The sequence below is a fragment of the Halothiobacillus sp. genome (genome assembly GCF_028710545.1).
Taxonomy (GTDB): Bacteria; Pseudomonadota; Gammaproteobacteria; order Halothiobacillales; family Halothiobacillaceae; genus Halothiobacillus.
Map to the genome: position 1 here is coordinate 1 of NZ_JAQTTX010000041.1, position 23,767 is coordinate 23,767.

The following is a 23,767-nucleotide window of genomic DNA, read 5'->3' on the forward strand; positions in this document are numbered from 1 at the left end:
GTGGTCTACACCCAGCAGCCGATTTCCGCGGAGAACCTGAACAATCTGCAAATGGCGGTCATTTCCGTGTTTGAAGATGCGCGCGTCGAACAGCTGGCCATCAACAAATTTCCGGGCTTGCGCCAAGTTTGGGCCCAATTTCACACCATACCGGCCACACAGGGCAACACGCTCGGGGACTACCTGAATCGAATCGCCCGCGCTCTGCTGGACCCGAAGTTCGTCGATGATCATCCGCTGGTGGCACGTGCGCGTGAGCTGTTCGCCGCCGAACAACACCACCTGGAAGACAATCAGTTCTCGTGGGATAACGGCGTTATTCTCGCTCATGAATTGATGTCCTTGCGGATTCCGTTCCAGCAGCGGACCGATGTCCTGACCGCTCCGTACCGTGACGACAACCGTTACTTCTGGGCGTTCGAGGAATTCGATTTCGACAAGGCGGCCGAGGCCGGTTACGACAAGGTTCAGACCGTTCGCAAGCAGGTTTCCGTCATGGAGATGGTCAACGAGATCGACAGCGAATTGATCGACGACAACCCGCAGGAAGTCTGGGTTCTGGGCACGGAACTGTTCCCCTACGAAGATCACGGCATCAGCTACAACGAGATGGAAGGCAAGGAACCGGTTTCCGCGCCCTACCACTACAGTGAATGGGATTACCAGATTCAGCATGAACGGCCAAGCTGGGCCACCGTGCTGGAAAAGCGCCCCAAATTCGGTGAGCTCGAGGTCATTGACGATATTGCCGCCCGCTACAAGCGCGAGATCAGCCGCATGAAGTTCCTGCTCGATGCCATGCAGCCACAGGGCGTGCAGCGCATTCGCAAGCTCGAGGACGGCGACGAGGTCGACATCAACGCCGCCATTCGTGCCATGATCGATATCCGCATGGGGAACCAGCCTGATCCACGCATCATGATGCGTTCGGTCCGTAAAACCCGCGATATTTCCGTGATGGTACTTCTCGATTTGTCCGAGTCGACCAATGACAAGGTCGCAGGGCAGGATTACACCGTGCTCGATCTGACGCGTCAGGCCTGCGTGCTGTTGGCCGATGCCATTGCCAAGATCGGCGACCCGTTTGCGATTCACGGCTTCTGCTCCGATGGGCGCCATGATGTCGAATACTATCGCTTCAAGGATTTCAACGAGTCCTATCACGACGAGGCAAAGGCCAAGCTCTCGGGAATGACCGGTCAGCTTTCAACTCGCATGGGGGCTGCGATCCGCCACGCCAGCCACTACCTCAAACAGCAACGCTCTACCAAGAAGCTGATGCTCGTGATCACCGATGGTGAACCGGCGGATATTGATGTCCGTGATCCGCAATACTTGCGTCAGGACACCAAGAAGGCGGTTGAGGAAGCGGCGCGTAGTGGCGTCATCACCTACTGCATGAGCCTTGACCCGCGCGCGGATCAGTATGTCTCACGCATCTTCGGCGCACGTAACTACATGGTGGTCGATCACGTCGAACGACTGCCTGAGAAGCTGCCGTTGCTGTATGCTGGCCTGACGCGATAATTCGCGCTGCTTAAGTAAGCTCTGAATAACGCCATCCTGGCGTTTTCAGAGGGCGAAAATCAAAAAGTGTGATTTTTGATTTTCTTCATGAACGATCACTTAAGTGATCGTTCATGGCGGCACATCCCTGTGCCGCCATGAACCTCTGATTTAATCAGAGGTTCCTTAACTTTTTTCGAGTAACGCATGAACCAGAAAACCTATGTCGGCATTTATAACGATGAACAGGGCGGCATGACCCATATCGCCAAAGTCATCCGGGATGCATGGGTATTTGATCTGATTCCTGAAACAGAGACCTGCGAGGGTTGGCTACCTGCGCAGATCCAGGTTCTATACGAAAAAGTGTATGCCGCCTGGGAACCCTACGCCCATCTGCCAAGCCGCCTGCCGCCAGAGTTGCAAGCCAAATTCATGCGCATCAATGAAGAAGCCATCGCACGTGGTCGCAGCAAAGGCTGGGATCCTGAACTGGGGGACGACGACTGAGTTTGCCACTGGTGCGCTGAACGCTCATGCCTTCATATGATTCGGTTTAGGAGTCTGTCGGACTTTAGGGAACCTCTGATTGAATCCTTCGTGGCCGAGACGGTCTTTTGAGGGATGAGTCGCAAGGCGCGGCGCGAAACGGGCTTGCGCCAGCTTAATGCGAAGCAGGCGCAAGCCCGCGTTAATGGTTATTCCATTCGTGAGCGGCGCAACACAGCGGGCTTACGCCAGCTCCGCGTAAAATCGCCCTCAAAAGCCCGTCCCATGCGGGTTGCCGCCCAAAAGCCGCAACACTTCGTTATCGGCCTTGGCATCGTAGCGTAAACTACGACCTGCGGCCTCTGCCTCGTTTTGCGGCTTTTGGATCAGCAACTCGGCGGGCTTCGCCAGCTTAATGCGGAGCAGGCGCCAGCCCGCGTAGCACGAGGGATTCAATCAGAGGTTCCTTAGGAATCGTAGCGAAAATCTAGCTGGGCGAGTGCCGCTTTTGCTGGGTAATAGCGGAGGCTCTAGAATCAAGCATCAAAAAATAACCACCACAAACAAACCGAACGATGGCTCTGGTTGTTCGGTGGTGGGTGGTGGTGACAGTCCTTCGGCTCCTGTGGTCGATCAACCACCCGAACAAGCGGTGCCGACCAGCCCGCCGACCGGGATGACGGCTGAACAGGTTTCGCAAACGGCTTCTTGGGAAGAAAAATTGATCTTTCCCAATGGGTTACGGGATCGTGATAAAACCGCAATCATCAGTCACTTGAAACGCTGCCCTGCCGTGCAAAGGCAGGCAGTTGTTGATGAATTAGCGGCGCAACTGAATAGTGTGAAGGCACCCTCGGGGTATGTGCGCAAGCTCGTGGATTGCGCGCTCAGCGGTGAATTTATCCCCGATGCGGACAACATCACCTTGGCTGAGGCGCGTGAACGCCGTAAAAACGATTTCCAAAGCCCATTGTCCACTCGAAGACCCGCACCATCTGAATCGGTGCGTGCAGAAATTGAGCGCCTGACCGCCGAAATGGTGGCAGCACAACGTGCAGGAGATTTCAAACGGTACAGCAGGCTTGGGGCCCAGGTTAGTCGTTTTAACTTGCAGGCCGTATAGCGTGGGTCTATAAGAAATAACCTTCGCTTTATGGGCATGTAATAGCTACCGCATGGATAGCTATTGAATACCTAACGAATACCTTTTAGAGTAGAGACTTCAATCCAACCACCGAAGTGAGATCAACATGGCTAAAGAAGTGCAAATGTCGATCAAGATGGAGCCGGAACTTCGCGAGCAGTTCATGGCCGTCGCAGCAAACCGCCATCGACCAGCCGCTCAAATCATCCGTGATCTGATGCGCCTTTACATCGCTGACAGCAAAACCCCCAACGCACTAACCGCCGAGACGCTTCGTAAGAGTGATCGAGGTGAAGATGTTTTTTACGCTGCCAACTCGACAGAATTGTTCAGGCAGTTGGATATTTGATGCGATCATCGAGCTATTCCGGTCAATTCAAGCGCGACGTGAAGTTAACAAAAAAGCGCGGCAAAGATATGGAAAAGCTGCGCGTCATTATTGAACTTCTGTTGTCTGACCAACCACTACCGCCAGAGCTTGGCGACCATCCGCTAAAGGGAGACTGGAAGCCAAGGCGCGATATTCATATCGAACCCGATTGGCTACTAATTTACTACATCGATGATGATGTAGTTCGCTTTGAACGTACCGGTACACATTCCGATCTTTTCGGCAAATAAACCTTCGCTTTTGATGGGGGTAATGTCGTTCTGGTTGAGTACCAAGACTATTACTGAGAGGCGCCCCCATGAGCATGTACAACCCACCGAACCCCGGTGAAATTTTAAGGGAAGATATTTTAACCTGATTGAGTATAACCATAACCCAAGCCGCACAGCAGTTGGGAGCAACTCGTGCCGTCTTGTCACGCGTGTTTAATGGACATGCGGCTATATCCCCGGAAATGGCTTCGCCGATCGAGCGCTGGCTGGGGGTGGAGCATGGCGGTCGCGCTGAATTGTGGGCGGGGATGCAACTTGACCACGATATGTGGCGGGTCCGACAAAAAGCCATTCAATCTGAGGTAACTCACGTTTACCCACCCCGCCCTCACAAAGCCAATGGTGGCAAGCTGACACTGATGACCACGTAACCTCTACTTTTAGACACCGCTAAAAATGGGGGGGATTACCCTTTCTTTTAAACCACCCAATCCAGTGCTAGACTCGTGATCACGTCTTCGGGGCGGGGTGAAACTCCCCACCGGTGGTATGTCCATCAATTGGGCGAGCCCGCGAGCGCTTGCGATTTCGCAAGGTCAGCAGATCTGGTGCGATGCCAGAGCCGACGGTTACAGTCCGGATGAAAGAAGATGTCGATATCCGTGCAGGATCGGGAAACCGATACCTGCTCACGGATGTTTGCGCTTGCCCTGAAACGTTTTATCGCCATTTTATTTTTAGCGAGGAGCGTTTCATGTTCACACAAACCCAAGTTCACTCTGAACACACCACCCACTCCCATTCACTTTTAGATATACGCATAGGAGAAGCCTTTGCGGCCATGAGACAAGGGCGGCCAGTCATCCTGATTGATGACGAAGATCGCGAAAATGAAGCCGACTTGATTGTTGCCGCAGAAAAATTAACCGTATCCACCATGGCGCTGCTGATTCGTGAATGCAGTGGCATTGTTTGCCTTTGCCTAACAACTGACATGGTAGAAAGGCTCGAACTCCCCCCCATGGTTTCACTCAACGAAAGCCGATTTAGTACAGCGTTTACAGTATCAATAGAAGCACGTCATGGAGTTACGACCGGTGTTTCCGCATCGGATCGTGTCACAACCATTCAGGCAGCGATTTCTAACGTAGCCAAACCAGAGGATTTGGTACGACCGGGACATGTATTCCCACTACGTGCCCACGCCGATGGTGTTCTAGGACGCCGCGGACATACAGAAGGTGCCGTCGACTTGGCTCGCCTTGCTGGACTGACTCCCGCCGCCGTGCTTTGCGAACTTATGAATCCTGATGGAACAATGGCGCGTGGGTCTGACATAACTGCATTTGCAACCGAGCATGATCTCCCGGTTATTTCTATCGCGGACTTGATCAATTATCGGAGAATAAACCGGCCATCATTATGTTTATATTCATGAACAATTCCCTAATCAATGCTTCAGATTAAAGGGGCGATGAATCTACGCATCAGCCCTTTGATACATTGGTATCACGAGTTAACGTGATACCGATTTTTGTCATATATTATTGATTTCAATATCCACCTGTTTTCTCACTTCTGGATTTTTCTGCATGATTTTCGTGGCATTGAGTTGATCGTTCCAATCTTTCCCCATCCTTGGTTTTTATTTTGTCGCTGCGGGGTTAACCTCCAAAACCCGTTGATGGTAATTATCACCCACTTTATCTAAATCGATCGAAGGTGGAATGGCGCGAAGACGGTTGATTTCTGATGCGTCGAATTTCCCGGAACGAATTAAACTCGAATGCGATTCAAGCTCCGAGCTTGTCGCATGGCCGCGCTTCGGCAAGATCGGCACGCGATGAATCGCGGATAAATCTGGCCGGATCAATAGGCGCACTTTCACTTCTAACTTGATTCTTTACTTCTGAAAGGCAGCACATCTCCCTGCTTCTTTTCGTATTGCATCCGATTGACCTCCTGAAGCAAGGCTTCATGCACGGCCGATTCAAGGCGCGACATCAACCCCGGGCCTTCTTCCGTGTAAAACATCGCCTCAAAAGGCACTGCCTCATCAATCGCAGTGCGTGATTGGGGACGGAACTTCTGCCAGGCCACCTCGATCAGATGTTTCTTTTCACCGTCGACGAACACCCACTCTTCGGCATCGAGAATGGCCAGAAACTGCATACTGCGAATAGGTAGAAAGACCACACCATCGGGATTTTTCGCCAGCAGGGTGTGCCCCATGTTGTAGGTTTGCGCTCGCAGGGTTCGTGACACGGACGACACGGCTTCATCACGATACAAAGAGATTTCCATCACGCACCCTCCCGTTCAGTGGTTGTCCAATCCGAAAATGAAATGCTCATGCTCGAATAACCAATTCCTGTTAGAGTTTAGCCCGAAATTTACGCCAGAAATGGCCCCGACAGAGCCTCTTCATGCTGACTTACCCCAATATCGATCCCGTCGCCCTGTCCCTTGGTCCACTGAAAGTACATTGGTACGGTTTGATGTACTTGGTTGGCTTTGTCGGTGCCTGGGCGCTTGGGCGCTACCGCGCCGCCAAACCCGACTGGCCACTGAGTCCATTACTGGTAGATGACCTGATTTTTTACGGTGCGCTTGGGGTTATATTGGGTGGCCGAATCGGCTACATGGTGTTTTATCAGGCGCCAGAGCTGATTCACCATCCCTTGACCATTTTCCAGGTCTGGGACGGCGGCATGAGCTTTCACGGTGGGTTGATCGGCGTCATGACCGCCATGGCCTTGTTCGCCCGCAAATACAAACTGCACTTCTTTACCTTGATGGACTTCATTGCGCCACTGGTACCGATCGGCCTGTTCGCCGGGCGTATCGGCAATTTCATCAATGGTGAATTGTGGGGCAAGGTAACGACGCTTCCCTGGGGCATGGTCTTCCCGACCGGCGGCCCGTTGCCAAGACAGCCTTCCATGCTTTATGAAGCCTTTGCCGAAGGGATTCTGCTGTTTTTGATCCTTTTCTTCTTTTCAATCAAGCCGCGGCCGCGCATGGCCATTTCAGCCGTGTTCCTGATTTTCTATGGCACATTCCGTTTTCTGGTTGAATTCGTGCGCGAGCCCGACCCGCAGCTCGGCTACTTGTGGGGCGGCTGGCTCACCATGGGGCAAGTTCTTTCGTTTCCCATGATTCTGATTGGCTTCGCCCTGTTGTGGTATGCCTATCACAAACACATCATGGATCGACCACTCAATGCGCCTACTGTTTCGGAGAAAAACAAATGAAGCAATACCTCGATTTACTTCAGAAGGTAATGGAGCACGGCGTTGATCGGGGGGACCGTACCGGGACGGGCACGAGATCCCTATTTGGACACCAGATGCGTTTTGACCTCGAAGCGGGATTCCCGGCGCTGACCACCAAAAAACTGCACTTACGCTCGATTATCCATGAGCTTTTGTGGTTTATTCAGGGCGACACCAACATCCGTTATCTGCAGGAAAACGGCGTACGAATCTGGGACGAGTGGGCCGATGCTGAAGGTAACCTTGGCCCGGTTTACGGCAAACAATGGCGCTCCTGGTCCGCGCCCGATGGCCGCACCATCGACCAGTTAAGCCAGGTCATCCACGACATCAAGACAAACCCGGAATCGCGCCGCCTGATCGTTACTGCCTGGAACCCGGCGGATGTGCCGAATATGGCGCTGCCGCCCTGCCATCTGCTGTTCCAGTTTTATGTCGCCAATGGCAAGCTTTCCTGCCAGCTTTATCAACGCAGTGCCGATATTTTCCTGGGTGTGCCCTTCAATATCGCAAGTTACGCCCTGCTTACTCTTATGATTGCGCAGGTCACCGATCTGACGCCCGGCGAGTTCGTCCATACGCTGGGTGATGCGCACATCTACCACAACCATTTTGAACAGGCGCGTACCCAACTCGAGCGCACACCGGGCAAATTACCGACCATGAGAATCAATCCGGAACGTCGCTCAATCGAGTCGTTCGTCTTCGATGATTTCGTGCTTGAAGACTATGCACCCTTGCCGCATATCGCAGCTCCAGTTGCCGTATAATCAGGCCAAAATCAGAGCGAGGCCACAAGATGTCGGGTTTATCAACAGGTCATAAGTTCATCGAAAAGCTCGGCAACGAGCTCAATAACATTGCCCACGTTTTACTCTTGTTCGTTTTGTGGGTGGCCGTGCTCTGGTCGACCACCGCATCGGTCATCGACATCCTGCACAAGGGCACGCCGTCTCTCGACGACCTGCTCCTGTTCTTCATTTACCTTGAAATACTCGCGATGATCGGGATTTATTTCCAGACCAAGCGTATGCCCGTGCGGTTTTTGATCTATATCGCCATCACCGCGATTACCCGGGTGCTCGTGGTCGATATCAAAACCATGAGCAATATCACCATCATTACCTATACTGGCGCCATTGCCTTGCTGGCCATCGCCATTCTCGTCATCAAGTTCAGTTCCGCGAGATACCCGGGCGGATCACCGGATCAGTCATGAAAATCGGATTAGTCGCCGCGCTTTCGCGCAATCAGGTCATCGGGCGCAACAACGCCCTGCCTTGGTCGCTACCGGCAGATTTGCAGCGCTTCAAAAAGATCACCATGGGCAAGCCGATTATCATGGGGCGCAAAACCTATGACTCCATCGGCCGCCCGCTGCCGGGGCGAAAAAACATCGTCATCAGCCGGAATCCCGATTTTCACGCCGAAGGGGTGACGGTGGTTGATAGCCTGGATGCAGCCCTCGAAGCGGCGGATCAGGCCCCCGAAGTCATGGTGATCGGCGGCGCGAATATTTATTACCAGTTTCTGCCGCGTGCGGATCGACTCTATTTCACGCAGGTTTACACGACCATCGATGATGGTGATGCCTTTTTCCCGGCGTACAACCGTCGCGACTGGCGTCTGGTTATCGAAGAAAATCATCCCGCCGATGCCGACAATCCTTTTCCCTACAGTTTCATGACCTGGCAGCGCATCACCACGCGCAAGAATAAATCCGACACGCCTGAATCGAAGTCTATTTAACGCAGACAATTCGATGTGGCAGTCACGCGCTGCATGTCATATCATCGTCATATCAGCTTTTACAGCCACCAAGCACTTAAGAACGTGCTAGGAGCCGCCATGATCGATTTACGCGATGATTTCAATTACCAACCCGAACTGATCGAACGACTCAACCGTCTGTATGCGGTTGTCAATCAGAACCGATACATCTATGCCACATTGATGGCGCTTGCGGGTGGTTTTTTCCTGATGCAATGGTTACTGCTGGTCGATCAGGCCTCAGGTTATCCGTGGCTTGGCATTCCCGTATTGATGGCAGCGGTCTGGTTCAGCCTGACACCGGCAGAAATCATTGCCAAGACGTTGGCATGGTCCGTTCGGTTACAAAATGGTTTTCTGTCTTTTCGCGATTTGAACTGGATGCAGGCCATGACCAAGAAGCATCCGAGTCTCCTTCCCGGCGCGGAGCGTTATCTGCAATCCCCCTCGCCTGTGCCTCTGGACGCACTGCGACAGTTCTGGCCCGCGTTGATTCGCGCCGAGGAGCAAAACCCTTCGCATTGATTGGCCCGCTTCGCGGCTTGGGCTGAGCTTCAGGGTTGACCGAATTCCTGCAATGCCGCGTCAATCCGCTCGATCAGCTCTTCTGTATGCTCATCGTGGGCGGGTTGGCGCAGGCTGCCGGGCTTGTTTTCAATCAATTCACGCGCGATGTTCAGGGCAGCCAGCACGGCGATGCGCTCGGTGCTGAGTGTTTGGCTGTTCTTTTTGACCTGCGCCATGGCCTGATTAACGTAATCGGCCGTACGGAACAGAATGGCCTGCTCTTCGGGCGGACAGGCAATCCGGTAGTCCTTTTCAAGAATACGAACGGTGAGTGGTCTTGAAGCGCTGTTCATACGATCTATTCTTCCATCTGCCTGATCTGCTCGACCAGTTGTTGTATTTGCTGCTGTGTATGCGACAAAACGCGCCGCAGTTGCGTATTTTCTGCCGTAAGTCGTTCGGCGGTTTCCTGATATTCCCTTCGCCGACGATCCAGCGTCTTGCAGGTTTGAATCAGACGTTCTACTCGTACGGTAAGTGGATCAGCCGACGCGCCGCCAGCCATCGAATCGGCATGGTTGTCGTTATCGACCAAGGGCTGATCAGATGAGTTGGCGGTGGCGGCTGACATGCGCAATTCCCTGAATAGTAAAGTATGAATAAACCGTTCGAACCCAAGTGCGCTTTGATGCGACTTTTCTGACGGTAAAAGCGCCAAGCGGGACAAGTTGAAGGAACACGAACAGGTTCAGTCTATCATTTTGTCTGCAATGCGCTGACAATATCCCTTTCCCAAGAACTCATCCAGTGTGCTGGCGAATTTTTTCTAGCGAGTGTTTATGCCTGTTCATTATCCCCAACTCAGAGACGATTTACATGATATCGGCGCGGTGCTCAGCCCCAGTGAAGCTCAGGGCATCCTGATCGGACTGTGGCTGGGCAAAGGACATGCATCGGAGTCGGAATGGTTGTCCGAATTATCAGACGAGGCATCACCGAACATCATGCCTGCGAGTCTGAAAGCCATTTACGCCGAGGTCATCAATCAGATCACCTCCGCAGACAATCTCGGCCTGAGCCTGATTTTCCCGGAAGACGATCAACCCTTTGGCGACCGCCTGATGGCACTGATCGAGTTCGCACAGAGCGTGCTGTATGGCTACGCCGTCGGCAAAGGCCCCGACCCGGCTCAACTCTCGCCCGAAGCCAAAGAAGTATTCGATGATCTGCAAGCGATCGGTGCGCTGGATGATGAAGTCGATCAAACGCACGATGATGAAGAAGACGAGATCAACCTGTACGAGATCATCGATTATCTGAGCGCGGCCCTGATTGTGATGTACATCAATATACATCCGCCGGTTCCCAGTGACGGCACCGCGTCACGCCCCCACTAAACTTAAGGAAGATCACATGCCCGTCAATACATTGAGTGCACTGGATCAATCTGAATACGGCAAGCGTCGACGGCGCCTGTTGAAAATGGTCGGCCGCAAATCCGCAGTCCTGGTACCTGCAACGACAGAGATCATTCGTAATAACGACAATCCCTACCCGTTCCGCCAGTCGAGCGATTTTCTTTACCTCACGGGGCTGAACGAACCGGATGCACTGCTGGTGCTTTGCCCCAAGCGGGCGGAGGGCGAGATCATCCTGTTCGTGCATCCAAACGACCCCGAACGCGCACGCTGGGATGGCCCACGCGCCGGGCTTGAAGGTGCGCGACGCGTGTTCGGCGCCGATCAGGCTTTTGCGCTGGAAGAGCTTGACGATGTGCTTCCGGAATTGCTCGTCGGTTATGAGCGCATCACGCTGCCTTTCTGCGATCACGAACTGGTGCAGAGTGCGCTGGGATGGCTGGACATCCTGCGCAAGAAATCGCGCGGTGGCATCAATCCACCGCAAACACTCAAGGATCTCGCCGAACCCCTGCACGAGCTCCGCCTGATCAAATCGCCCGTGGAAATCGCCAAGATGCGCCGGGCCGCGAGCATTTCCGCACAGGCTCATCGAACCGCAGCCGCCGCGATTGCCGAAGGCATGTACGAATACGAACTGGCCGCCGACCTGCAACGCATTTTCCACCAGCATCATGGTGAAGCCTCCTTCGCCCCCATCGTTGCCTGTGGTGCCAACGCGTGTGTGCTGCATTATCGAGCCAACGAGGCCCGGCTTGAGTCAGGGCAACTGGTGCTGATCGACGCCGGCGCGGAAATAGAACACTACGCGGGCGACATCACCCGTGTCTGGCCTGTGGATGGCCGGTTCACTAAACCGCAGCGTGCGGTGTACGAGCTGGTTCTGAAAGCCCAAATGGCCGCCATTGACGAAATCCGCCCCGGAGCCCGCTTTGATGCGCCGCATGAGGCCGCGGTACGTGTGATTCAGCAAGGGCTCATCGAACTGGGTCTGATCCCGCAGACGGTAGACGGGGCTCCGAACAGCGAGGGTTACAAACGCTTCTTCATGCACCGCACTGGCCACTGGCTCGGGCTGGATGTGCACGACGTCGGAAGGTATAAAATCGATGGGCAATGGCGCGAATTCGAACCCGGCATGGTCGTCACGGTCGAACCGGGCATATATATCGACGCGGCAGAGGATATTCCCAAGGCTTATCGCGGCATTGGCGTCCGTATCGAAGACGATGTATTGGTCACACCGAAGGGCGCCGATATATTGACGCACGAAGTACCCAAGACCGTTGAGGACATCGAGGCCTTCATGAACGACTGCAAAGCACGCCACCGCTTGGACGCATGACAGAGCGCCCCTTGTGGTCATATGTAAAAAAGACGTACACGAGATCGCCCCATGACACATCAAACCCGCTTCGATTCCAGTAAACAGGACATCATCATTGTTGGCGGCGGCATGGTCGGCGGCGTGCTTGCGCATGCCCTGAAGCTTGATGGCTGGCGCGTCACGGTGCTCGAAGGCGCACCAGAAGGTGCATCGAGCAGTTTCGATGCCCGGCTGACGGCACTTTCAGACGCGTCCTGGCGCTACTTCGATGCCTTGGGCCTGATTGACGAGACAACCGCGCGCGCGGCCCAGGCCATCGAGGAAGTCCGCGTGGTCGATAGCGGCCATTTCGGCATGACGCGCATCACCAAAGCCAACAATCAGGGCGTTGCACTGGGGCAGGTCATCGGTAACCGAGCCATAGGTGCGGCCATCGAACGGGCAGAAAAAGGCGATCAAATCGCTGGCATGGGCACCGTGCAGCGTCTGCAACCGGCACGCTACACCCACCATAACGTGACCAACGATGGCGTCGAAGTCCAGTTCGAATACCACGGCGCAGCGCATACGCTTGAGGCACGTTTGTTGATCGCGGCCGACGGCGCGTATTCGAGTGTGCGCGCCGCTATCAAGAAGCCGGTCGAAAAATCCGAATACGGACAAACCGCTATTGTCTGCACGGCAAAGCCGGCGCGCGCCCATCACGGTACGGCATTCGAGTGCTTTACCCGAGGCGGCCCCCTCGCGGTTCTACCCGCGCCGGCAGGACGAGTATCGCTCGTCTGGGTCAATCGCGACGAAGATGTCCATGAACTGATGGCGCTTGAATCGGAAGCCTACGCCGAGCGACTGGACGAATTGTTCCGTCACCGTCTCGGCGGATTTACCGAACTGACGCCCCGACAGGCCTATCCGCTGAATCTCATTACCCTTCAGGATCTGGTAGACGAGCGTCTTGTCATCCTCGGCAATGCCGCCCATGCACTGCACCCGGTCGCGGGGCAAGGCTTCAACCTCTGCCTGCGCGATGTCCGTGACCTGACGGCCGCTCTGCGCGCCGATCGGGGGGAACCTGTCGACCCCGGTGATCCGGCTCGTCTCAAACACTATGCGCAGGAGCGCGTCGACGATTACCGTCGGACGATCGGCCTGACCGATCGGCTCGTGCGGGGGTTCAGTCTCGACCTGCCCGGTGCAGGGATCGTGCGTGGCGCGCTGCTCTCGTTGAGCGACGGCATCTTCCCATTCAAAAATCGGCTCGTGCGCCTGACGCGAGGCATCTGACCATGACAGCCAAAATCAAAAAAACCGCTTTGGATCAACCTGTTGACGTCATCATCATCGGCGGTGGCATGGTGGGTGCCAGCATTGCATTGGCCTTGGGTCAACAAGGCTGGCAAGTCGCCCTTGTCGAAGATCACCCGGTGCCCGACCTTCCGGATGGCACCACGCCATTCGACGTGCGCGTCTCGGCACTCTCGCCCGCCAGCATTGCGTTTTTACAGCAGCTGGGTGTGTGGCACCGCATTCGGCATACCCGAGCGGCACCGTATCGCCGGATGCGCGTCTGGGATCAGGCAGGCACGGGCGATGTCACGTTCGATGCGCGAGATATCGGTCTCCCCGAGCTTGGCTACATTGTCGAAAACAGCCTGATTCAAGCCGCGTTGTGGGAAGGCATTCGAAAGGTAGACACCATCACCCCATTTACCGACAGCCACCCAAGCCAATGGCGAGTGGATGGTCATCAGGTGTGTGTTTGTCTTAACGATGAACAGACACTGACCGCCTCGCTACTGATCGGGGCCGATGGCGCCAAATCCTGGGTACGACAAGCCACCGGCATTGAAGAAACCCATCAGGATTACGATACCGCCGCGCAGGTATTGAGCGTGATTACGGATTACCCGCAGCAGGACATTACCTGGCAGCGATTCACGGCACACGGCCCCCAGGCATTCCTACCCTTGGCAGGCGCGCGCGGTTCGATCGTCTGGTACGATCAGGTCGATGCCGTCAAAACCCGTCACACTTGGAGCGATGAAGAAATCCTCTCGGCGCTGGCGACCACGTTTCCAGCCGAACTTGGCGAAATCAAGGCGATCGAGCGCCGGAGTTACTTCCCGATCCGCAAAATGCACGCCCGGCGCTATACCGCCGAGCGAACCGTGCTGGCCGGTGATGCCGCCCACACCATTCACCCGTTAGCCGGACAAGGGGTCAACCTCGGCTTTTATGACGCCATGGCCCTGATCGATTGCCTCAAGGACAGCGACGACCTCGGCGCACCCAAAGCCCTGGCTCGCTACGAAAGGATGCGGCGGGCGGACAATCTCATCACCCAGTCGGGCATGGATCTGTTCCATTATGGCTTCCGCGCGCACAACCCGCTGTTGGTTGGCGGCCGCAATCTGGCCCTCTCCGCCGTATCGACTTTCGAGCCATTGCGAAAAATGCTCGGTCAATTCGCCAGCGGACAACGTTAATCAGGTAACTCACCATGCGCCTCTCTCTTGATGATTCCGGCCAACGATTTGTCATCCGTGGTTTTACTCAAACCAGCGTGCGGGTGAATCATGATGAATACTTTCGAAGCTTCCTGCTTACACCAGAACGCATCGTCGCCGGCCTCCCGTTCAAAACCGTGTCTGAACTAGCACCTGGATCACTGAATGAATTGATGATCGATGACCCGGAAGTGCTCATCGTTGGTACCGGACCAAGAACACAGCGCGCCGGTGCCGCTGTTCAGGCGGCTTTTCTGCGGGCGGGCGTTGGTATCGAATTCATGGATACCGGTGCGGCCTGCCGCACATTTACCGTTCTTGCCAGCGAATTGCGCCGCGTATCCCTGCTGGTACTGTTCCAGAAGAATGAACCTGAGAATGGCCCCGAAAACACATCCGACAACGCCCACGCCTAAAAGGAATTTTTCATGTCCGAACATACATTTATCACCGGCAAGGACGCGGCACTGGAGGACACGATCGCCCGTGTTCAGGCACAACTGACCGCACTGGGTTTCGATATCGAAGAAACACGCTGGCTCAATCCGGTGCCCCACTGCTGGTCCGTGCATATCCGCGATAAAAACTGCCCGATTCTGTTTACCAACGGCAAGGGTGCCAGCAAGAAAGCGGCGCTGGCATCCGCATTGGGAGAATTTGTCGAACGACTGGCTTCACAGTATTTTTTCGGCGATTTCCATTGGCATCGCGAACAGACGACGCATGACGGAATCAAACACGGCGTGCATGATCCGCGCGAACGCTGGTTTACTATTGATCACCCCGGCGTTCGGCCAGAGGACCTGTTGGATGACGCCCTTTGGCGGCATTATCTGGCCGATGAGTACCGCATCACCACGAAAGACTGGGTGGATTTCAACAGCGCGGTGACGGACGCCGTCTGTGCCCTGCCCTACACCCGAATTCGCGATGGGCAGACCCTGTACTTCCCGGCCAATGTGGTTTGCAACCTGTATGTCAGCAATGGCCTGACGGCGGGCAATACCGTATTCGAAGCCCGCACGCAGGGTTTATCAGAAGTATTCGAACGCTTCGTGAAGAACCGGGTCATAGCCGAAAGCATCGCCCTGCCACAGATACCGGACGACATTGTGGCCCGCTACCCGACCATTGCCACGGCGATTGCCGCCCTGCGCGGTCATGGCTTCGGATTGCGCCTGCTGGATGCGTCGCTGGGCGGGAAGTATCCGGTAATCTGCGTGACCCTGATCGACCCACAATCCGGTGGCGTTTTCGCATCGTTCGGTGCCCATCCGAATTTCGAAGTCGCTTTCGAGCGCACGGTCACTGAACTGTTGCAGGGCCGCGCGCTCGACGACCTGCACGCCTTCCACCCACCCACGACCGATCAAGAACTGGTCAGCGACCCGCAAAATCTCGAATTGCACTTTATCGATTCCTCGGGTTGGCTATCCTGGGACTTTTTCCGTGATACCTCCGATTACCCCTTTGTGCACTGGGATTTCACCGCCGAGAACAATGAGGCGGGTTTCAAGCGACTGTGCGACATCGTTCATGCAGAAGGTTACGACGTTTATGTCGCCGATTACCCGCATATCGGCCTGTATGCCTGTCGCATCCTTGTGCCGGGCATGTCCGAAATCTATCCCGTCGATGAACTGTACGAGCGGAACAACAACGTGGGCCTGTCGCTGATTCCTTATGTTGAACGGCTGGATGAACTCACGGCCACCGAATGCGCGCACCTGTTTGAAACCATGGACGATATGGACATGGACTGGCTGATGCCGATGCCGGATGTCGTAGGTTTAGCCATCGGAGCAGACCATCCTTGGGCCAGTCTGCGCTTCGGTGAACTGCGCGCGCTGGCGCTGTTTGCTGCCGGCCCGAATGATGATGACGATGAAACAGAAGCGCTGCTTGACTGGCTGGTCAACGTGCCACCACTACCGGAGAATCGAAAAATCATCTATCGCGCCGCATTCACACGCCATCAGTTAAAGGTTGCGGCCACCGCGCCGCTCGATCAGTATCGAAGCACACTCATGGCCCTATACCCGCCACAGGAACTGGCCACGGCCCAGGCCCTGCTTGAAGGCCGGGCCGGCTTCCTTGATCTTGGCGGCCTGGGCGCGCACTTCGAACACAGCCCGTTGCATCAAACACTCATGGCCGCCTTTGAGCGTGCCTTTGCCGCCAAAACCCAAGACGAGTCCACCGCATGAATAAGGCCAGCGCTCAGATGCCATCCACACCGGCACTCGCACCGCAAGACCTTCAGGCCGCCGCGAAGACGCTGATCGCGCGAACCGCACAGGTTGTGCTCGGAAAAGAACAGGTCATCCGTCAGGCCCTTTGCTGCGTTCTTGCCGGGGGACATCTGCTGCTTGAAGACCTGCCCGGGCTCGGGAAAACCACGCTGGCGCATGCGCTGGCACGCGGACTGGGGCTGCGATTCCGTCGGCTGCAATTCACGGCAGACATGCTGCCCGCCGATATTCTGGGCGTATCGATCTTCGAGCCGCAAAGTCGCGAATTCCGTTTTCAGCCGGGGCCGATTTTCACCGAAATTCTGCTTGCTGATGAAATCAACCGCGCCCCGCCCAAGGTGCAAAGCGCCCTGCTCGAAGCGATGGAAGAGCGCCAGGTTACGATCGAAGGCAAACGCTATCCGCTGCCGGAAGCCTTCTTCGTGATCGCGACCCAAAACCCGCTGCACCAGCAGGGCACCTATCCGCTACCGGAATCGCAACTGGATCGCTTCGCATTGATTCTCGGCATGGGCTACCCCGCACCGGAAGTGGAACGCGCCATGCTCAAGGGTCAGGGGGGACGTACGCATATCAACGATATCGAACCGGTGCTGGATGCCCGCGGCCTTGCCCAGATGCGCCAAGCTGTACGCAACATTTTTGTTGCCGACCCCGTGATCGATTATGTGCAGAAACTCCTGCAAACCAGCCGGGAAATGCCTGAGTTCAGCATGGGGTTGTCGCCCCGCGCCGGTCTGATGCTCTTGAATCTTGCCCGGGCATGGGCATTTATTGATCAGCGGGATCATGTATTGCCCGACGACATTCAGGCTGTTTTCGCCGGCCTTGTCACGCATCGACTGCCCACGAGTGGTACCCGCCAAATCCAAAGTAGCGCCGAGCGGCTGCTCGCTGCGGTCAAAGTCGAAAGCTTCTAATCAGTATCACATCCAATTAATTAGCAAATCATTATAAACTGATGATTAGGCTAATTTTTTTGCAACACCTGCAACACCCCAAACTTGTGCGTATAATCACGCACCCTTGGAGGAAAGGACTCCCCAAAAAAAAGGGTTTGCAACCTCATCTCGTCAACGCTGGATGAAATGAGTGCCAGTCAAAGGCCACGAAGAGCCGGTCTGGCAAAACAAATAAAAATTGAATTGGGGAGCCTCATGAAAGCAGACTTAGCCGAACGGATCGCCAGCGATCCCGATTTCCAACACCTGATCAAACGCCGCACGGGGTATGGCTGGATGATGGCCTTCATCATCATGCTGGTGTACTTCACCTTCATTTTGCTGATTGCCTATAACCCGCAGTTACTGGCAACAAAAATCTCTGCCGGATCGACTATTTCCGTAGGCATTGTCGCAGGCTTCCTGATCATCATCTTTTCCTTTGTGATGACCGGACTGTACGTGCACAAGGCGAACGCACAGTTCGATGAGATCACAGCCAAGATCAAGGAATCCCACGAATGAAAAACCCACTTCTCATGTTGGCCGGCCTTGCGGCCCTGGCAACAGCGACTCTATTCTCTACCGGCGCCTTCGCAGCGGATGCCGCACAAAAATCAATCAATGTACCTGCTGTCACGATGTTCGTGATTTTCGTGGTACTGACCCTGTTCATCACCTGGTGGGCCGCGCAACGCACGCGCACCACCAAAGACTTCTATGCGGCCGGCGGTAATATCACCGGCTTCCAGAATGGTCTGGCTCTGGCGGGCGATTACATGTCTGCCGCATCCTTCCTCGGTATCGCAGGTCTGGTGTATGCCAACGGTTTCGATGGCCTGATCTATTCCATCGGCTTTTTGGTCGGCTGGCCGATCATGCTGTTTCTGCTGGCGGAAAAACTGCGCAATCTCGGTAAATATACTTTTGCCGATGTCGCTTCCTATCGCCTGTCGCAAATCCCTACCCGCACAGTGGCCGCCATTTCATCCTTGATTGTGGTGGCGATGTACCTCATCGCCCAGATGGTCGGTGCGGGCAAACTGATCGAAATCCTGTTCGGCCTGCCCTACAACTATGCGGTAGTGATCGTCGGCGTGTTGATGATTCTGTACGTCACGCTGGGCGGCATGCTCGCGACCACCTGGGTACAGATCATCAAGGCGGCGCTGCTACTCTCCGGTGCGACCTTCATGGCGCTGGCCGTGCTGTATAGCTTCGGTTTCGATTTCAACGCGATGTTTGCCAAGGCCATCGAAATCAGTCCGAAGCATGATGCCATCATGGCGCCGGGCAGCTTGATCCACGACCCGATCTCCGCCATTTCGCTGGGGCTTGCGCTGATGTTCGGTGTGGCTGGCTTGCCGCACATTCTGATGCGTTTTTTCACCGTAACCAACGCCAAAGAAGCACGTAAATCCGTGTTTGTCGCCACGGGCTTCATCGGTTACTTCTATGTGCTGACGTTCATCATCGGCTTTGGTGCCATCGTCATGGTCTCCACCAATCCGGCCTATCTCGATGCGGCTCAGAAACTGATCGGCGGCAACAACATGGCGGCCATCCACTTGTCACACGCCATCGGCGGCAACATCTTCCTGGGATTTATCTCAGCGGTTGCGTTTGCCACCATTCTGGCGGTGGTTTCCGGCCTGACCCTGGCGGGTGCCTCAGCGGTATCGCACGACTTGTACGCCAGTGCCTTCCGCCACGGTCGTGTGGATGAAAAAACCGAGATGCGCGTTTCCCGCTATGCCACCATTACCTTGGGCATTCTGGCCATCTTCCTCGGCATTGCCTTCGAGAAGCAGAACATCGCCTTCATGGTCGGTTTGGCGTTCGCGATTGCGGCCTCGGCCAACTTCCCGATTCTTTTCCTGGCGATTTACTGGAAAAATCTCACCACTCGTGGCGCCGTCATGGGCGGGCTGGGCGGGCTGTTGACGGCCGTCATCCTGGTTATTCTCTCCAAGAGCGTATGGGTGGATGTGCTCGGCTACTCTAAAGCGATCATGCCGTATGCTTATCCTGCCCTGTTCTCGATGCCGGTGGCGTTTGTCTTCGCGTGGTTCTTCTCGATCACCGACAACAGCGCACGTGCCGCCGAAGAACGCGCCCGCTTCCACGCTCAATATGTGCGTTCGGAAACCGGCATCGGTGCAGAAGGGGCCGCGAAGCATTGAGCCCTAGAGCCTGAGTCAGGGTGAGCATCATCCTGATTCAGGCACAGCAAACACGGCGCTGATAGCCTGCTTCAAGCAGGCTTTTTTTATGCCCGGCGTTTCCAGCCTGGAACAATCACTTCGCCCATGCACGCGCCAGTTGACGAATATTGGTCGTATAGGCGGGTGTATGCCGATTGCGCTTCATGGCCCATGGTTGTGCGAACCCTTCTCCGGCTAGTTTCAGCGTGTGCTTGCCCATTCGGGTATTAATCGCGTCGAGTGTTTGCATTAGTTGGTCTGTGCGCCGGTCGTGTTGTGCATCGTGGAATAAATCCGTCCGCGCCCCCTGCCCTTTGGGCTGGATGTCGATCAGCACCACGCCGACCTTCTGATATTCGAAACCTGCTCGATAGATTCGCCCCAGCCCCTGCTGGGCGATTTTAACCAGCAAGCGGGTATCATCGCTGGCCGCAGCCAAGGGCAGTGTGATGCCCTGGCTATAAAAAGGCCGGGCACTGAATGGGCTGGTGCGAATAAAGACCTGCACCATCTGCGCTACGCTGGCTTGCGCTCTGAGCTTTTCGGCCGCGCGGCTCATGTGCGACGTCACCGCTTGACGCAGGTCGGGCAGATACCACACCGGTTTGCCGAATGAGCGACTGACGATGATTTGTTGCCTGGGCGCCACCACCGATTCCAGAGGCAGGCAGGAAATACCCTGAAGCTCGCGTACCGTGCGCGCCAATACAACCGAAAATTGCCGCTGAACAATCACCGGATCGGCGCGTTTCAGATCCAGCGCGGTAACAATACCCCGCGCGTTGAGCTGTTCTTTCAAGCGCCGCCCGACACCCCAGACATCACCGACATCGACGCAAGCCATCAAACGATCCTGCGCCGATTCCTCCAGCGCGGTCAAGTCACACACGCCCTGCCACTGCGGCTGTTTTTTCGCCAGATGATTGGCCAGCTTTGCCAGCGTCTTGGATTCTCCAATCCCGATACCGACGGGGATACCAATCCACTGTGCGACACGCTGGCGCATCCTGTGCCCCAATAACGTCAGATCGACATCCATCCCCCGTAAATCCAAAAAGCATTCATCGATCGAATAGACTTCCTGACGGGGAGAGAAATCGGCCAGGATCCGCATCATGCGGTTACTCATATCCGCGTAGAGCTCATAGTTCGACGACAAAGCGACCAGACCATGCGACTGCGCCATCGACTGAATCTGGAACCACGGCTGCCCCATCGCAATCCCCAGCGCCTTGGCTTCTGCCGAACGGGCGACGGCGCAGCCATCGTTATTCGACAACACCACCACCGGACGCCCCTCGAGCGCCGGATTGAACACCCGCTCGCAAGACACATAGAAATTATTGCCATCGACCAGTGCAAACACCGGCTTGCGCCGCGTGCTGTCCAATCGGGGGGATGCTGCAACCGGCATTTTCTCAGCCCAGCGCATGGATGACATGAATCACCACACCCCAGATCACCAACTCCTGCTCCGCACCGATCTCGATCACCGGGTAATCCGGGTTTTCCGGCAGCAGACGCACCACGCCGCCACTGGCCGATAACCGCTTGACCGTGAGCTCTCCATCCAGCGCCGCAATCACGATCTTGCCCGATACCGGCTCGATGGCCCGATCGACGATCAGCATATCGCCATCGTGAATCCCGGCATTAATCATCGAATCCCCCTGCACGCGCAGAAAGAACGTGGCTTCCTTGTGCCGGATCAAATGCCGATTCAGGTCGATGCGCTCCTCGACATAATCATCCGCCGGAGACGGAAACCCCGCCGCAATCCGATAACCGAACAGGGGCAACGTCAACACGGGCGACACCGTGGCCGGTTGCAGCGGGATCAACCCCGATGCAGCCAGCAAATCGGACCAGGCATCCGGTGAAAGCGGCTCCTTACTGGCCTTCGACCGGGCAATGGCAGGCACATCGCCAACTTGATCTGGGAGTTTTTGGTCATTGCCATTCAGGGCGGGTAACGCGGGCAGCGTATCCAGCAAAGCCTTGACCACCACCACCCGGCTTTGCGGTACTCGCACCGGCACCGTGGGCTCGCCCCAACGCCCCTGCCCCTTGGGCCGGCCGGCACCTGCACGCGCACCACCATGCCCGTTGGCATCGGCACGTCGCTTTTTGGGGGGCGATGAACGATCGGATGAGTCCACGGCATATCCTCTTGAATACAGTTACACTATTCAAACAGGATAGTTCATGACCGGAGTAAAAGGCAATCACTGAACCGACTAAGGACGATCTCAGCCACTCGAATGACTGATAAAAAGATAGGCGGTCAACATGAATCCCAGCGCCGCCACGGCCAGATTTGTCAGCACGCCCATATTGACCCAGTAGCCTTGCGGCACCTCGTTCGGGTTCAGTGTATGCAACACCTTGCGGTATTGCACGACGGCCAGGGCACTCGATGCGGCCCCCAGGCAGATAAACGCCATGCCGATCCAGAACGACAAACCGTGATCCAGTGGTTTCTGCGGCAGCCGAGCCAACATCGTCACGAACAGATCGAATCGCTCGATCACGAAACCGAAAGCCATCAGCGTCAAACCGGTACGGTTCCACGCCATCAAGGTGCGTTCAGCGGCAAAAAAGACACGCGGGTCATTCAGATCGGACATGAATACTCCTCAAGGTGTCATGCCTTGCACGACCAACCAGCTTGATCTCGGGATTTTTCGCCTTCGGATTGATTGGACGCAGCCCTATCGGCCTGCTGACAGCGCCAAGGCACAATCGGGAAACCATGTTTCAAAAAGCTGAAACCGATGTCACAGCCGCTTGCTGGGCAGTCTGCACAGCCCGCAACTTAAGGATACTGTGGCTCAGGCAACGCCTCAAATACTGGCCTCGAGAATAGATACCCTTGATGCAAGAAAACGCCCAAGTCTTCGAGGCACGACCATTCTTCAAGCGTTTCAACCCCTTCTGCAACCACGCCGATACCCAATTCCTTGCACATGCTTACCGTCGCACGCACGACCGCTTGCCGACCCGCATCACGGTCAATATTGCGGATCAGATTCAAATCCAGCTTGATCACATCCGGCCGTATCTCGATCAGGTGATTCAAGCCAGCGTATCCTTCACCAAAATCATCAAGCGCGATGGTAAAGCCTTGTGTGCGATAGACCTCGATGATGTCCATCAGATGTTTTCGATCAACGATCTGATCTGCCTCGGCTATTTCAAAGATCAATCGCCTCGGATCCAGATTGTAGAGGCGTGCGGCCTCAAGCGTTGCACGGATACAAGTTGAAGCGCGATAAACCGCGTTCGGCATGAAATTGATACTGAGCTTGGTGTCCGGATCTTTTGAGGAAAAACCTAACTCAGATGCCAGGCGGATTGCGGTAACCCGTGCCGCCTGGTCGAAAAAATAGCGATTATCGCTATTGATCTGGCTCAGCACCGACAGCGCAGGTTCCCCGGCAACCCCACGAACGAGTGCCTCGTAGGCGTATACACGCTTGGTCGCGGTGTTGACGATCGGCTGGAAGGCCATGGATATTGGAATAGTGAATTGGCCGTCAATGCAATCTTTGCAAGTGACCTGCCTTACCCCATCAGGAAACATGATTCCTTTTTGATCTGGCATTGTGGGCTCCATGAGCGTGTTTGATTTGAAGCAATATTCGGAAACTTCAAGGTAGAGCCGTCAGCATGCAGGCCTAGCTGCTAGGCCGACAAAGGCTCTATGAAGAATCACAAATACCTGAACTGTGCTCAGGTTTATCTATGAGATTAAACGGACGGACGCGCCTTGTAAAACTGGATCGGCACGGCCTGAATTTCCTTAACCTTGGATTGTGCCACGC

Annotated in this window: 29 protein-coding genes and 1 riboswitch; of the genes, 21 read left to right on the plus strand and 8 right to left on the minus strand. The window is 55.3% G+C overall.

The genetic code is table 11. The annotated features are described in order from the left end of the window. Together PHD44_RS09080 and PHD44_RS09085 are read left to right on the plus strand one after the other, a co-directional pair. On the plus strand, positions 1 to 1,527 hold a 1,527-nt coding region (locus PHD44_RS09080), incomplete at its 5' end, for a nitric oxide reductase activation protein NorD (RefSeq protein ID WP_300190663.1). Between the two features lie 186 nt (positions 1,528 to 1,713). Further along, positions 1,714 to 2,016 carry a hypothetical protein gene (locus tag PHD44_RS09085; RefSeq protein WP_300190666.1) on the plus strand — a complete coding sequence of 101 codons (303 nt, stop codon included), beginning with the start codon at positions 1,714 to 1,716 and terminating at the stop codon, positions 2,014 to 2,016. Between the two features lie 249 nt (positions 2,017 to 2,265). Here PHD44_RS09085 and PHD44_RS09090 read toward each other — a convergent pair whose 3' ends face one another. Continuing rightward, positions 2,266 to 2,451, minus strand: a complete 186-nt coding sequence (locus PHD44_RS09090; RefSeq protein ID WP_300190669.1) for a hypothetical protein — start codon at positions 2,449 to 2,451, stop codon at positions 2,266 to 2,268. 52 nt (positions 2,452 to 2,503) lie between these two features. Between PHD44_RS09090 and PHD44_RS09095 the strand changes: the two genes are divergently transcribed. From PHD44_RS09095 to ribB, 5 genes are all read left to right on the plus strand, one after another. Then, positions 2,504 to 3,118 carry a hypothetical protein gene (locus PHD44_RS09095; protein ID WP_300190671.1) on the plus strand — a complete coding sequence of 205 codons (615 nt, stop codon included), beginning with the start codon at positions 2,504 to 2,506 and terminating at the stop codon, positions 3,116 to 3,118. A 127-nt stretch (positions 3,119 to 3,245) separates the two neighbouring features. Continuing rightward, on the plus strand, positions 3,246 to 3,488 hold the full coding sequence (locus tag PHD44_RS09100) for a hypothetical protein (RefSeq protein ID WP_300190674.1): 243 nt from the start codon (positions 3,246 to 3,248) through the stop codon (positions 3,486 to 3,488). Beyond that, positions 3,488 to 3,760, plus strand: coding sequence for a type II toxin-antitoxin system YafQ family toxin (locus PHD44_RS09105; RefSeq protein WP_300190677.1), 273 nt, complete (start codon positions 3,488 to 3,490; stop codon positions 3,758 to 3,760). Before PHD44_RS09100 ends, PHD44_RS09105 begins: the two co-directional genes overlap by 1 nt. Positions 3,761 to 3,888: 128 nt before the next feature. Next, positions 3,889 to 4,173, plus strand: coding sequence for a HigA family addiction module antitoxin (locus PHD44_RS09110; RefSeq protein WP_300190680.1), 285 nt, complete (start codon positions 3,889 to 3,891; stop codon positions 4,171 to 4,173). A 79-nt stretch (positions 4,174 to 4,252) separates the two neighbouring features. Then, positions 4,253 to 4,398: riboswitch (FMN riboswitch) on the plus strand. After that, positions 4,383 to 5,180: a 3,4-dihydroxy-2-butanone-4-phosphate synthase gene (gene ribB / locus PHD44_RS09115; RefSeq protein ID WP_300190683.1), complete on the plus strand. Its 798-nt coding sequence runs from the start codon at positions 4,383 to 4,385 to the stop codon at positions 5,178 to 5,180. Its footprint overlaps the riboswitch before it by 16 nt. Before the next feature lie 452 nt (positions 5,181 to 5,632). On the opposite strand, the gene PHD44_RS09120 is transcribed toward ribB, so the two are convergent. Next, the gene (locus PHD44_RS09120) at positions 5,633 to 6,046 is read right to left on the minus strand and encodes a hypothetical protein (protein WP_300190686.1); all 414 of its coding nucleotides are present in this window, start codon (positions 6,044 to 6,046) and stop codon (positions 5,633 to 5,635) included. Between the two features lie 122 nt (positions 6,047 to 6,168). Here PHD44_RS09120 and lgt point away from each other — a divergent pair, with 122 nt between their 5' ends. From lgt to PHD44_RS09145, 5 genes are all read left to right on the plus strand, one after another. Next, a complete protein-coding gene (gene lgt, locus PHD44_RS09125) occupies positions 6,169 to 6,996 on the plus strand; it encodes a prolipoprotein diacylglyceryl transferase (RefSeq protein ID WP_300190689.1) in 828 nt (275 codons plus the stop codon). Further along, a complete protein-coding gene (locus tag PHD44_RS09130) occupies positions 6,993 to 7,787 on the plus strand; it encodes a thymidylate synthase (protein ID WP_300190691.1) in 795 nt (264 codons plus the stop codon). The genes lgt and PHD44_RS09130 overlap by 4 nt, the downstream gene beginning before the upstream one ends. 29 nt (positions 7,788 to 7,816) lie before the next feature. Next, on the plus strand, positions 7,817 to 8,236 hold the full coding sequence (locus PHD44_RS09135) for a phosphate-starvation-inducible PsiE family protein (RefSeq protein ID WP_300190693.1): 420 nt from the start codon (positions 7,817 to 7,819) through the stop codon (positions 8,234 to 8,236). After that, complete coding sequence (gene folA, locus PHD44_RS09140) at positions 8,233 to 8,766, plus strand: type 3 dihydrofolate reductase (protein ID WP_300190696.1); 534 nt, start codon at positions 8,233 to 8,235, stop codon at positions 8,764 to 8,766. Before PHD44_RS09135 ends, folA begins: the two co-directional genes overlap by 4 nt. 99 nt (positions 8,767 to 8,865) lie before the next feature. Continuing rightward, positions 8,866 to 9,312, plus strand: a complete 447-nt coding sequence (locus PHD44_RS09145) for a hypothetical protein (protein ID WP_300190698.1) — start codon at positions 8,866 to 8,868, stop codon at positions 9,310 to 9,312. A gap of 29 nt (positions 9,313 to 9,341) precedes the next feature. Here the strand turns inward: PHD44_RS09145 and PHD44_RS09150 are convergent, their stop codons facing one another. Continuing rightward, a complete protein-coding gene (locus PHD44_RS09150; protein WP_300190700.1) occupies positions 9,342 to 9,647 on the minus strand; it encodes a cell division protein ZapA in 306 nt (101 codons plus the stop codon). A 5-nt stretch (positions 9,648 to 9,652) separates the two neighbouring features. Continuing rightward, positions 9,653 to 9,925: a hypothetical protein gene (locus tag PHD44_RS09155; protein WP_300190702.1), complete on the minus strand. Its 273-nt coding sequence runs from the start codon at positions 9,923 to 9,925 to the stop codon at positions 9,653 to 9,655. 208 nt (positions 9,926 to 10,133) lie between these two features. Between PHD44_RS09155 and PHD44_RS09160 the strand changes: the two genes are divergently transcribed. From PHD44_RS09160 to PHD44_RS09200, 9 genes are all read left to right on the plus strand, one after another. Next, positions 10,134 to 10,691 carry a UPF0149 family protein gene (locus PHD44_RS09160; protein WP_300190705.1) on the plus strand — a complete coding sequence of 186 codons (558 nt, stop codon included), beginning with the start codon at positions 10,134 to 10,136 and terminating at the stop codon, positions 10,689 to 10,691. 16 nt (positions 10,692 to 10,707) lie between these two features. After that, positions 10,708 to 12,057 (plus strand): aminopeptidase P N-terminal domain-containing protein, encoded by a 1,350-nt coding sequence (locus PHD44_RS09165; RefSeq protein ID WP_300190708.1) that lies wholly within the window; start codon positions 10,708 to 10,710, stop codon positions 12,055 to 12,057. A gap of 51 nt (positions 12,058 to 12,108) precedes the next feature. Continuing rightward, entirely contained in the window at positions 12,109 to 13,323 is a 1,215-nt protein-coding gene (locus tag PHD44_RS09170) for an FAD-dependent monooxygenase (RefSeq protein WP_300190710.1), read from the plus strand. Positions 13,324 to 13,325: 2 nt separating this feature from the next. Beyond that, complete coding sequence (locus PHD44_RS09175; RefSeq protein WP_300190713.1) at positions 13,326 to 14,525, plus strand: UbiH/UbiF/VisC/COQ6 family ubiquinone biosynthesis hydroxylase; 1,200 nt, start codon at positions 13,326 to 13,328, stop codon at positions 14,523 to 14,525. 14 nt (positions 14,526 to 14,539) lie between these two features. Further along, positions 14,540 to 14,962: an MTH938/NDUFAF3 family protein gene (locus PHD44_RS09180; RefSeq protein ID WP_300190715.1), complete on the plus strand. Its 423-nt coding sequence runs from the start codon at positions 14,540 to 14,542 to the stop codon at positions 14,960 to 14,962. A gap of 12 nt (positions 14,963 to 14,974) precedes the next feature. Continuing rightward, positions 14,975 to 16,753, plus strand: a complete 1,779-nt coding sequence (gene ycaO, locus PHD44_RS09185; protein WP_300190718.1) for a 30S ribosomal protein S12 methylthiotransferase accessory factor YcaO — start codon at positions 14,975 to 14,977, stop codon at positions 16,751 to 16,753. Then, positions 16,750 to 17,718, plus strand: a complete 969-nt coding sequence (locus tag PHD44_RS09190; RefSeq protein WP_300190720.1) for a MoxR family ATPase — start codon at positions 16,750 to 16,752, stop codon at positions 17,716 to 17,718. Before ycaO ends, PHD44_RS09190 begins: the two co-directional genes overlap by 4 nt. 237 nt (positions 17,719 to 17,955) lie before the next feature. After that, positions 17,956 to 18,264, plus strand: a complete 309-nt coding sequence (locus tag PHD44_RS09195; protein WP_300190722.1) for a DUF485 domain-containing protein — start codon at positions 17,956 to 17,958, stop codon at positions 18,262 to 18,264. Continuing rightward, complete coding sequence (locus PHD44_RS09200) at positions 18,261 to 19,922, plus strand: cation acetate symporter (protein ID WP_300190724.1); 1,662 nt, start codon at positions 18,261 to 18,263, stop codon at positions 19,920 to 19,922. Before PHD44_RS09195 ends, PHD44_RS09200 begins: the two co-directional genes overlap by 4 nt. Before the next feature lie 115 nt (positions 19,923 to 20,037). Here the strand turns inward: PHD44_RS09200 and PHD44_RS09205 are convergent, their stop codons facing one another. The 4 genes from PHD44_RS09205 to PHD44_RS09220 form a co-directional block, all read right to left on the minus strand. Then, positions 20,038 to 21,384, minus strand: a complete 1,347-nt coding sequence (locus PHD44_RS09205; RefSeq protein ID WP_300190726.1) for a Y-family DNA polymerase — start codon at positions 21,382 to 21,384, stop codon at positions 20,038 to 20,040. Then, positions 21,362 to 22,102 (minus strand): LexA family transcriptional regulator, encoded by a 741-nt coding sequence (locus tag PHD44_RS09210; protein ID WP_300190729.1) that lies wholly within the window; start codon positions 22,100 to 22,102, stop codon positions 21,362 to 21,364. The genes PHD44_RS09205 and PHD44_RS09210 overlap by 23 nt, the downstream gene beginning before the upstream one ends. 90 nt (positions 22,103 to 22,192) lie before the next feature. Continuing rightward, the gene (locus PHD44_RS09215) at positions 22,193 to 22,570 is read right to left on the minus strand and encodes a DUF202 domain-containing protein (protein WP_300190732.1); all 378 of its coding nucleotides are present in this window, start codon (positions 22,568 to 22,570) and stop codon (positions 22,193 to 22,195) included. A gap of 188 nt (positions 22,571 to 22,758) precedes the next feature. Continuing rightward, positions 22,759 to 23,547: an EAL domain-containing protein gene (locus PHD44_RS09220; RefSeq protein WP_300190734.1), complete on the minus strand. Its 789-nt coding sequence runs from the start codon at positions 23,545 to 23,547 to the stop codon at positions 22,759 to 22,761. Positions 23,548 to 23,767: the final 220 nt, after the last annotated feature.

Bases quoted from the DNA above. Each gene is read 5' to 3' on its own strand.
- PHD44_RS09085 (WP_300190666.1), top strand. From the start codon at position 1,714: ATGAACCAGAAAACCTATGTCGGCATTTATAACGATGAACAGGGCGGC.
- PHD44_RS09100 (WP_300190674.1), top strand. From the start codon at position 3,246: ATGGCTAAAGAAGTGCAAATGTCGATCAAGATGGAGCCGGAACTTCGC.
- PHD44_RS09105 (WP_300190677.1), top strand. From the start codon at position 3,488: ATGCGATCATCGAGCTATTCCGGTCAATTCAAGCGCGACGTGAAGTTA.
- ribB (WP_300190683.1), top strand. From the start codon at position 4,383: ATGAAAGAAGATGTCGATATCCGTGCAGGATCGGGAAACCGATACCTG.
- PHD44_RS09120 (WP_300190686.1), bottom strand. From the start codon at position 6,046: ATGGAAATCTCTTTGTATCGTGATGAAGCCGTGTCGTCCGTGTCACGA.
- lgt (WP_300190689.1), top strand. From the start codon at position 6,169: ATGCTGACTTACCCCAATATCGATCCCGTCGCCCTGTCCCTTGGTCCA.
- PHD44_RS09130 (WP_300190691.1), top strand. From the start codon at position 6,993: ATGAAGCAATACCTCGATTTACTTCAGAAGGTAATGGAGCACGGCGTT.
- PHD44_RS09135 (WP_300190693.1), top strand. From the start codon at position 7,817: ATGTCGGGTTTATCAACAGGTCATAAGTTCATCGAAAAGCTCGGCAAC.
- folA (WP_300190696.1), top strand. From the start codon at position 8,233: ATGAAAATCGGATTAGTCGCCGCGCTTTCGCGCAATCAGGTCATCGGG.
- PHD44_RS09145 (WP_300190698.1), top strand. From the start codon at position 8,866: ATGATCGATTTACGCGATGATTTCAATTACCAACCCGAACTGATCGAA.
- PHD44_RS09150 (WP_300190700.1), bottom strand. From the start codon at position 9,647: ATGAACAGCGCTTCAAGACCACTCACCGTTCGTATTCTTGAAAAGGAC.
- PHD44_RS09155 (WP_300190702.1), bottom strand. From the start codon at position 9,925: ATGTCAGCCGCCACCGCCAACTCATCTGATCAGCCCTTGGTCGATAAC.
- PHD44_RS09160 (WP_300190705.1), top strand. From the start codon at position 10,134: ATGCCTGTTCATTATCCCCAACTCAGAGACGATTTACATGATATCGGC.
- PHD44_RS09165 (WP_300190708.1), top strand. From the start codon at position 10,708: ATGCCCGTCAATACATTGAGTGCACTGGATCAATCTGAATACGGCAAG.
- PHD44_RS09170 (WP_300190710.1), top strand. From the start codon at position 12,109: ATGACACATCAAACCCGCTTCGATTCCAGTAAACAGGACATCATCATT.
- PHD44_RS09175 (WP_300190713.1), top strand. From the start codon at position 13,326: ATGACAGCCAAAATCAAAAAAACCGCTTTGGATCAACCTGTTGACGTC.
- PHD44_RS09180 (WP_300190715.1), top strand. From the start codon at position 14,540: ATGCGCCTCTCTCTTGATGATTCCGGCCAACGATTTGTCATCCGTGGT.
- ycaO (WP_300190718.1), top strand. From the start codon at position 14,975: ATGTCCGAACATACATTTATCACCGGCAAGGACGCGGCACTGGAGGAC.
- PHD44_RS09190 (WP_300190720.1), top strand. From the start codon at position 16,750: ATGAATAAGGCCAGCGCTCAGATGCCATCCACACCGGCACTCGCACCG.
- PHD44_RS09195 (WP_300190722.1), top strand. From the start codon at position 17,956: ATGAAAGCAGACTTAGCCGAACGGATCGCCAGCGATCCCGATTTCCAA.
- PHD44_RS09200 (WP_300190724.1), top strand. From the start codon at position 18,261: ATGAAAAACCCACTTCTCATGTTGGCCGGCCTTGCGGCCCTGGCAACA.
- PHD44_RS09205 (WP_300190726.1), bottom strand. From the start codon at position 21,384: ATGTCATCCATGCGCTGGGCTGAGAAAATGCCGGTTGCAGCATCCCCC.
- PHD44_RS09215 (WP_300190732.1), bottom strand. From the start codon at position 22,570: ATGTCCGATCTGAATGACCCGCGTGTCTTTTTTGCCGCTGAACGCACC.
- PHD44_RS09220 (WP_300190734.1), bottom strand. From the start codon at position 23,547: ATGCCAGATCAAAAAGGAATCATGTTTCCTGATGGGGTAAGGCAGGTC.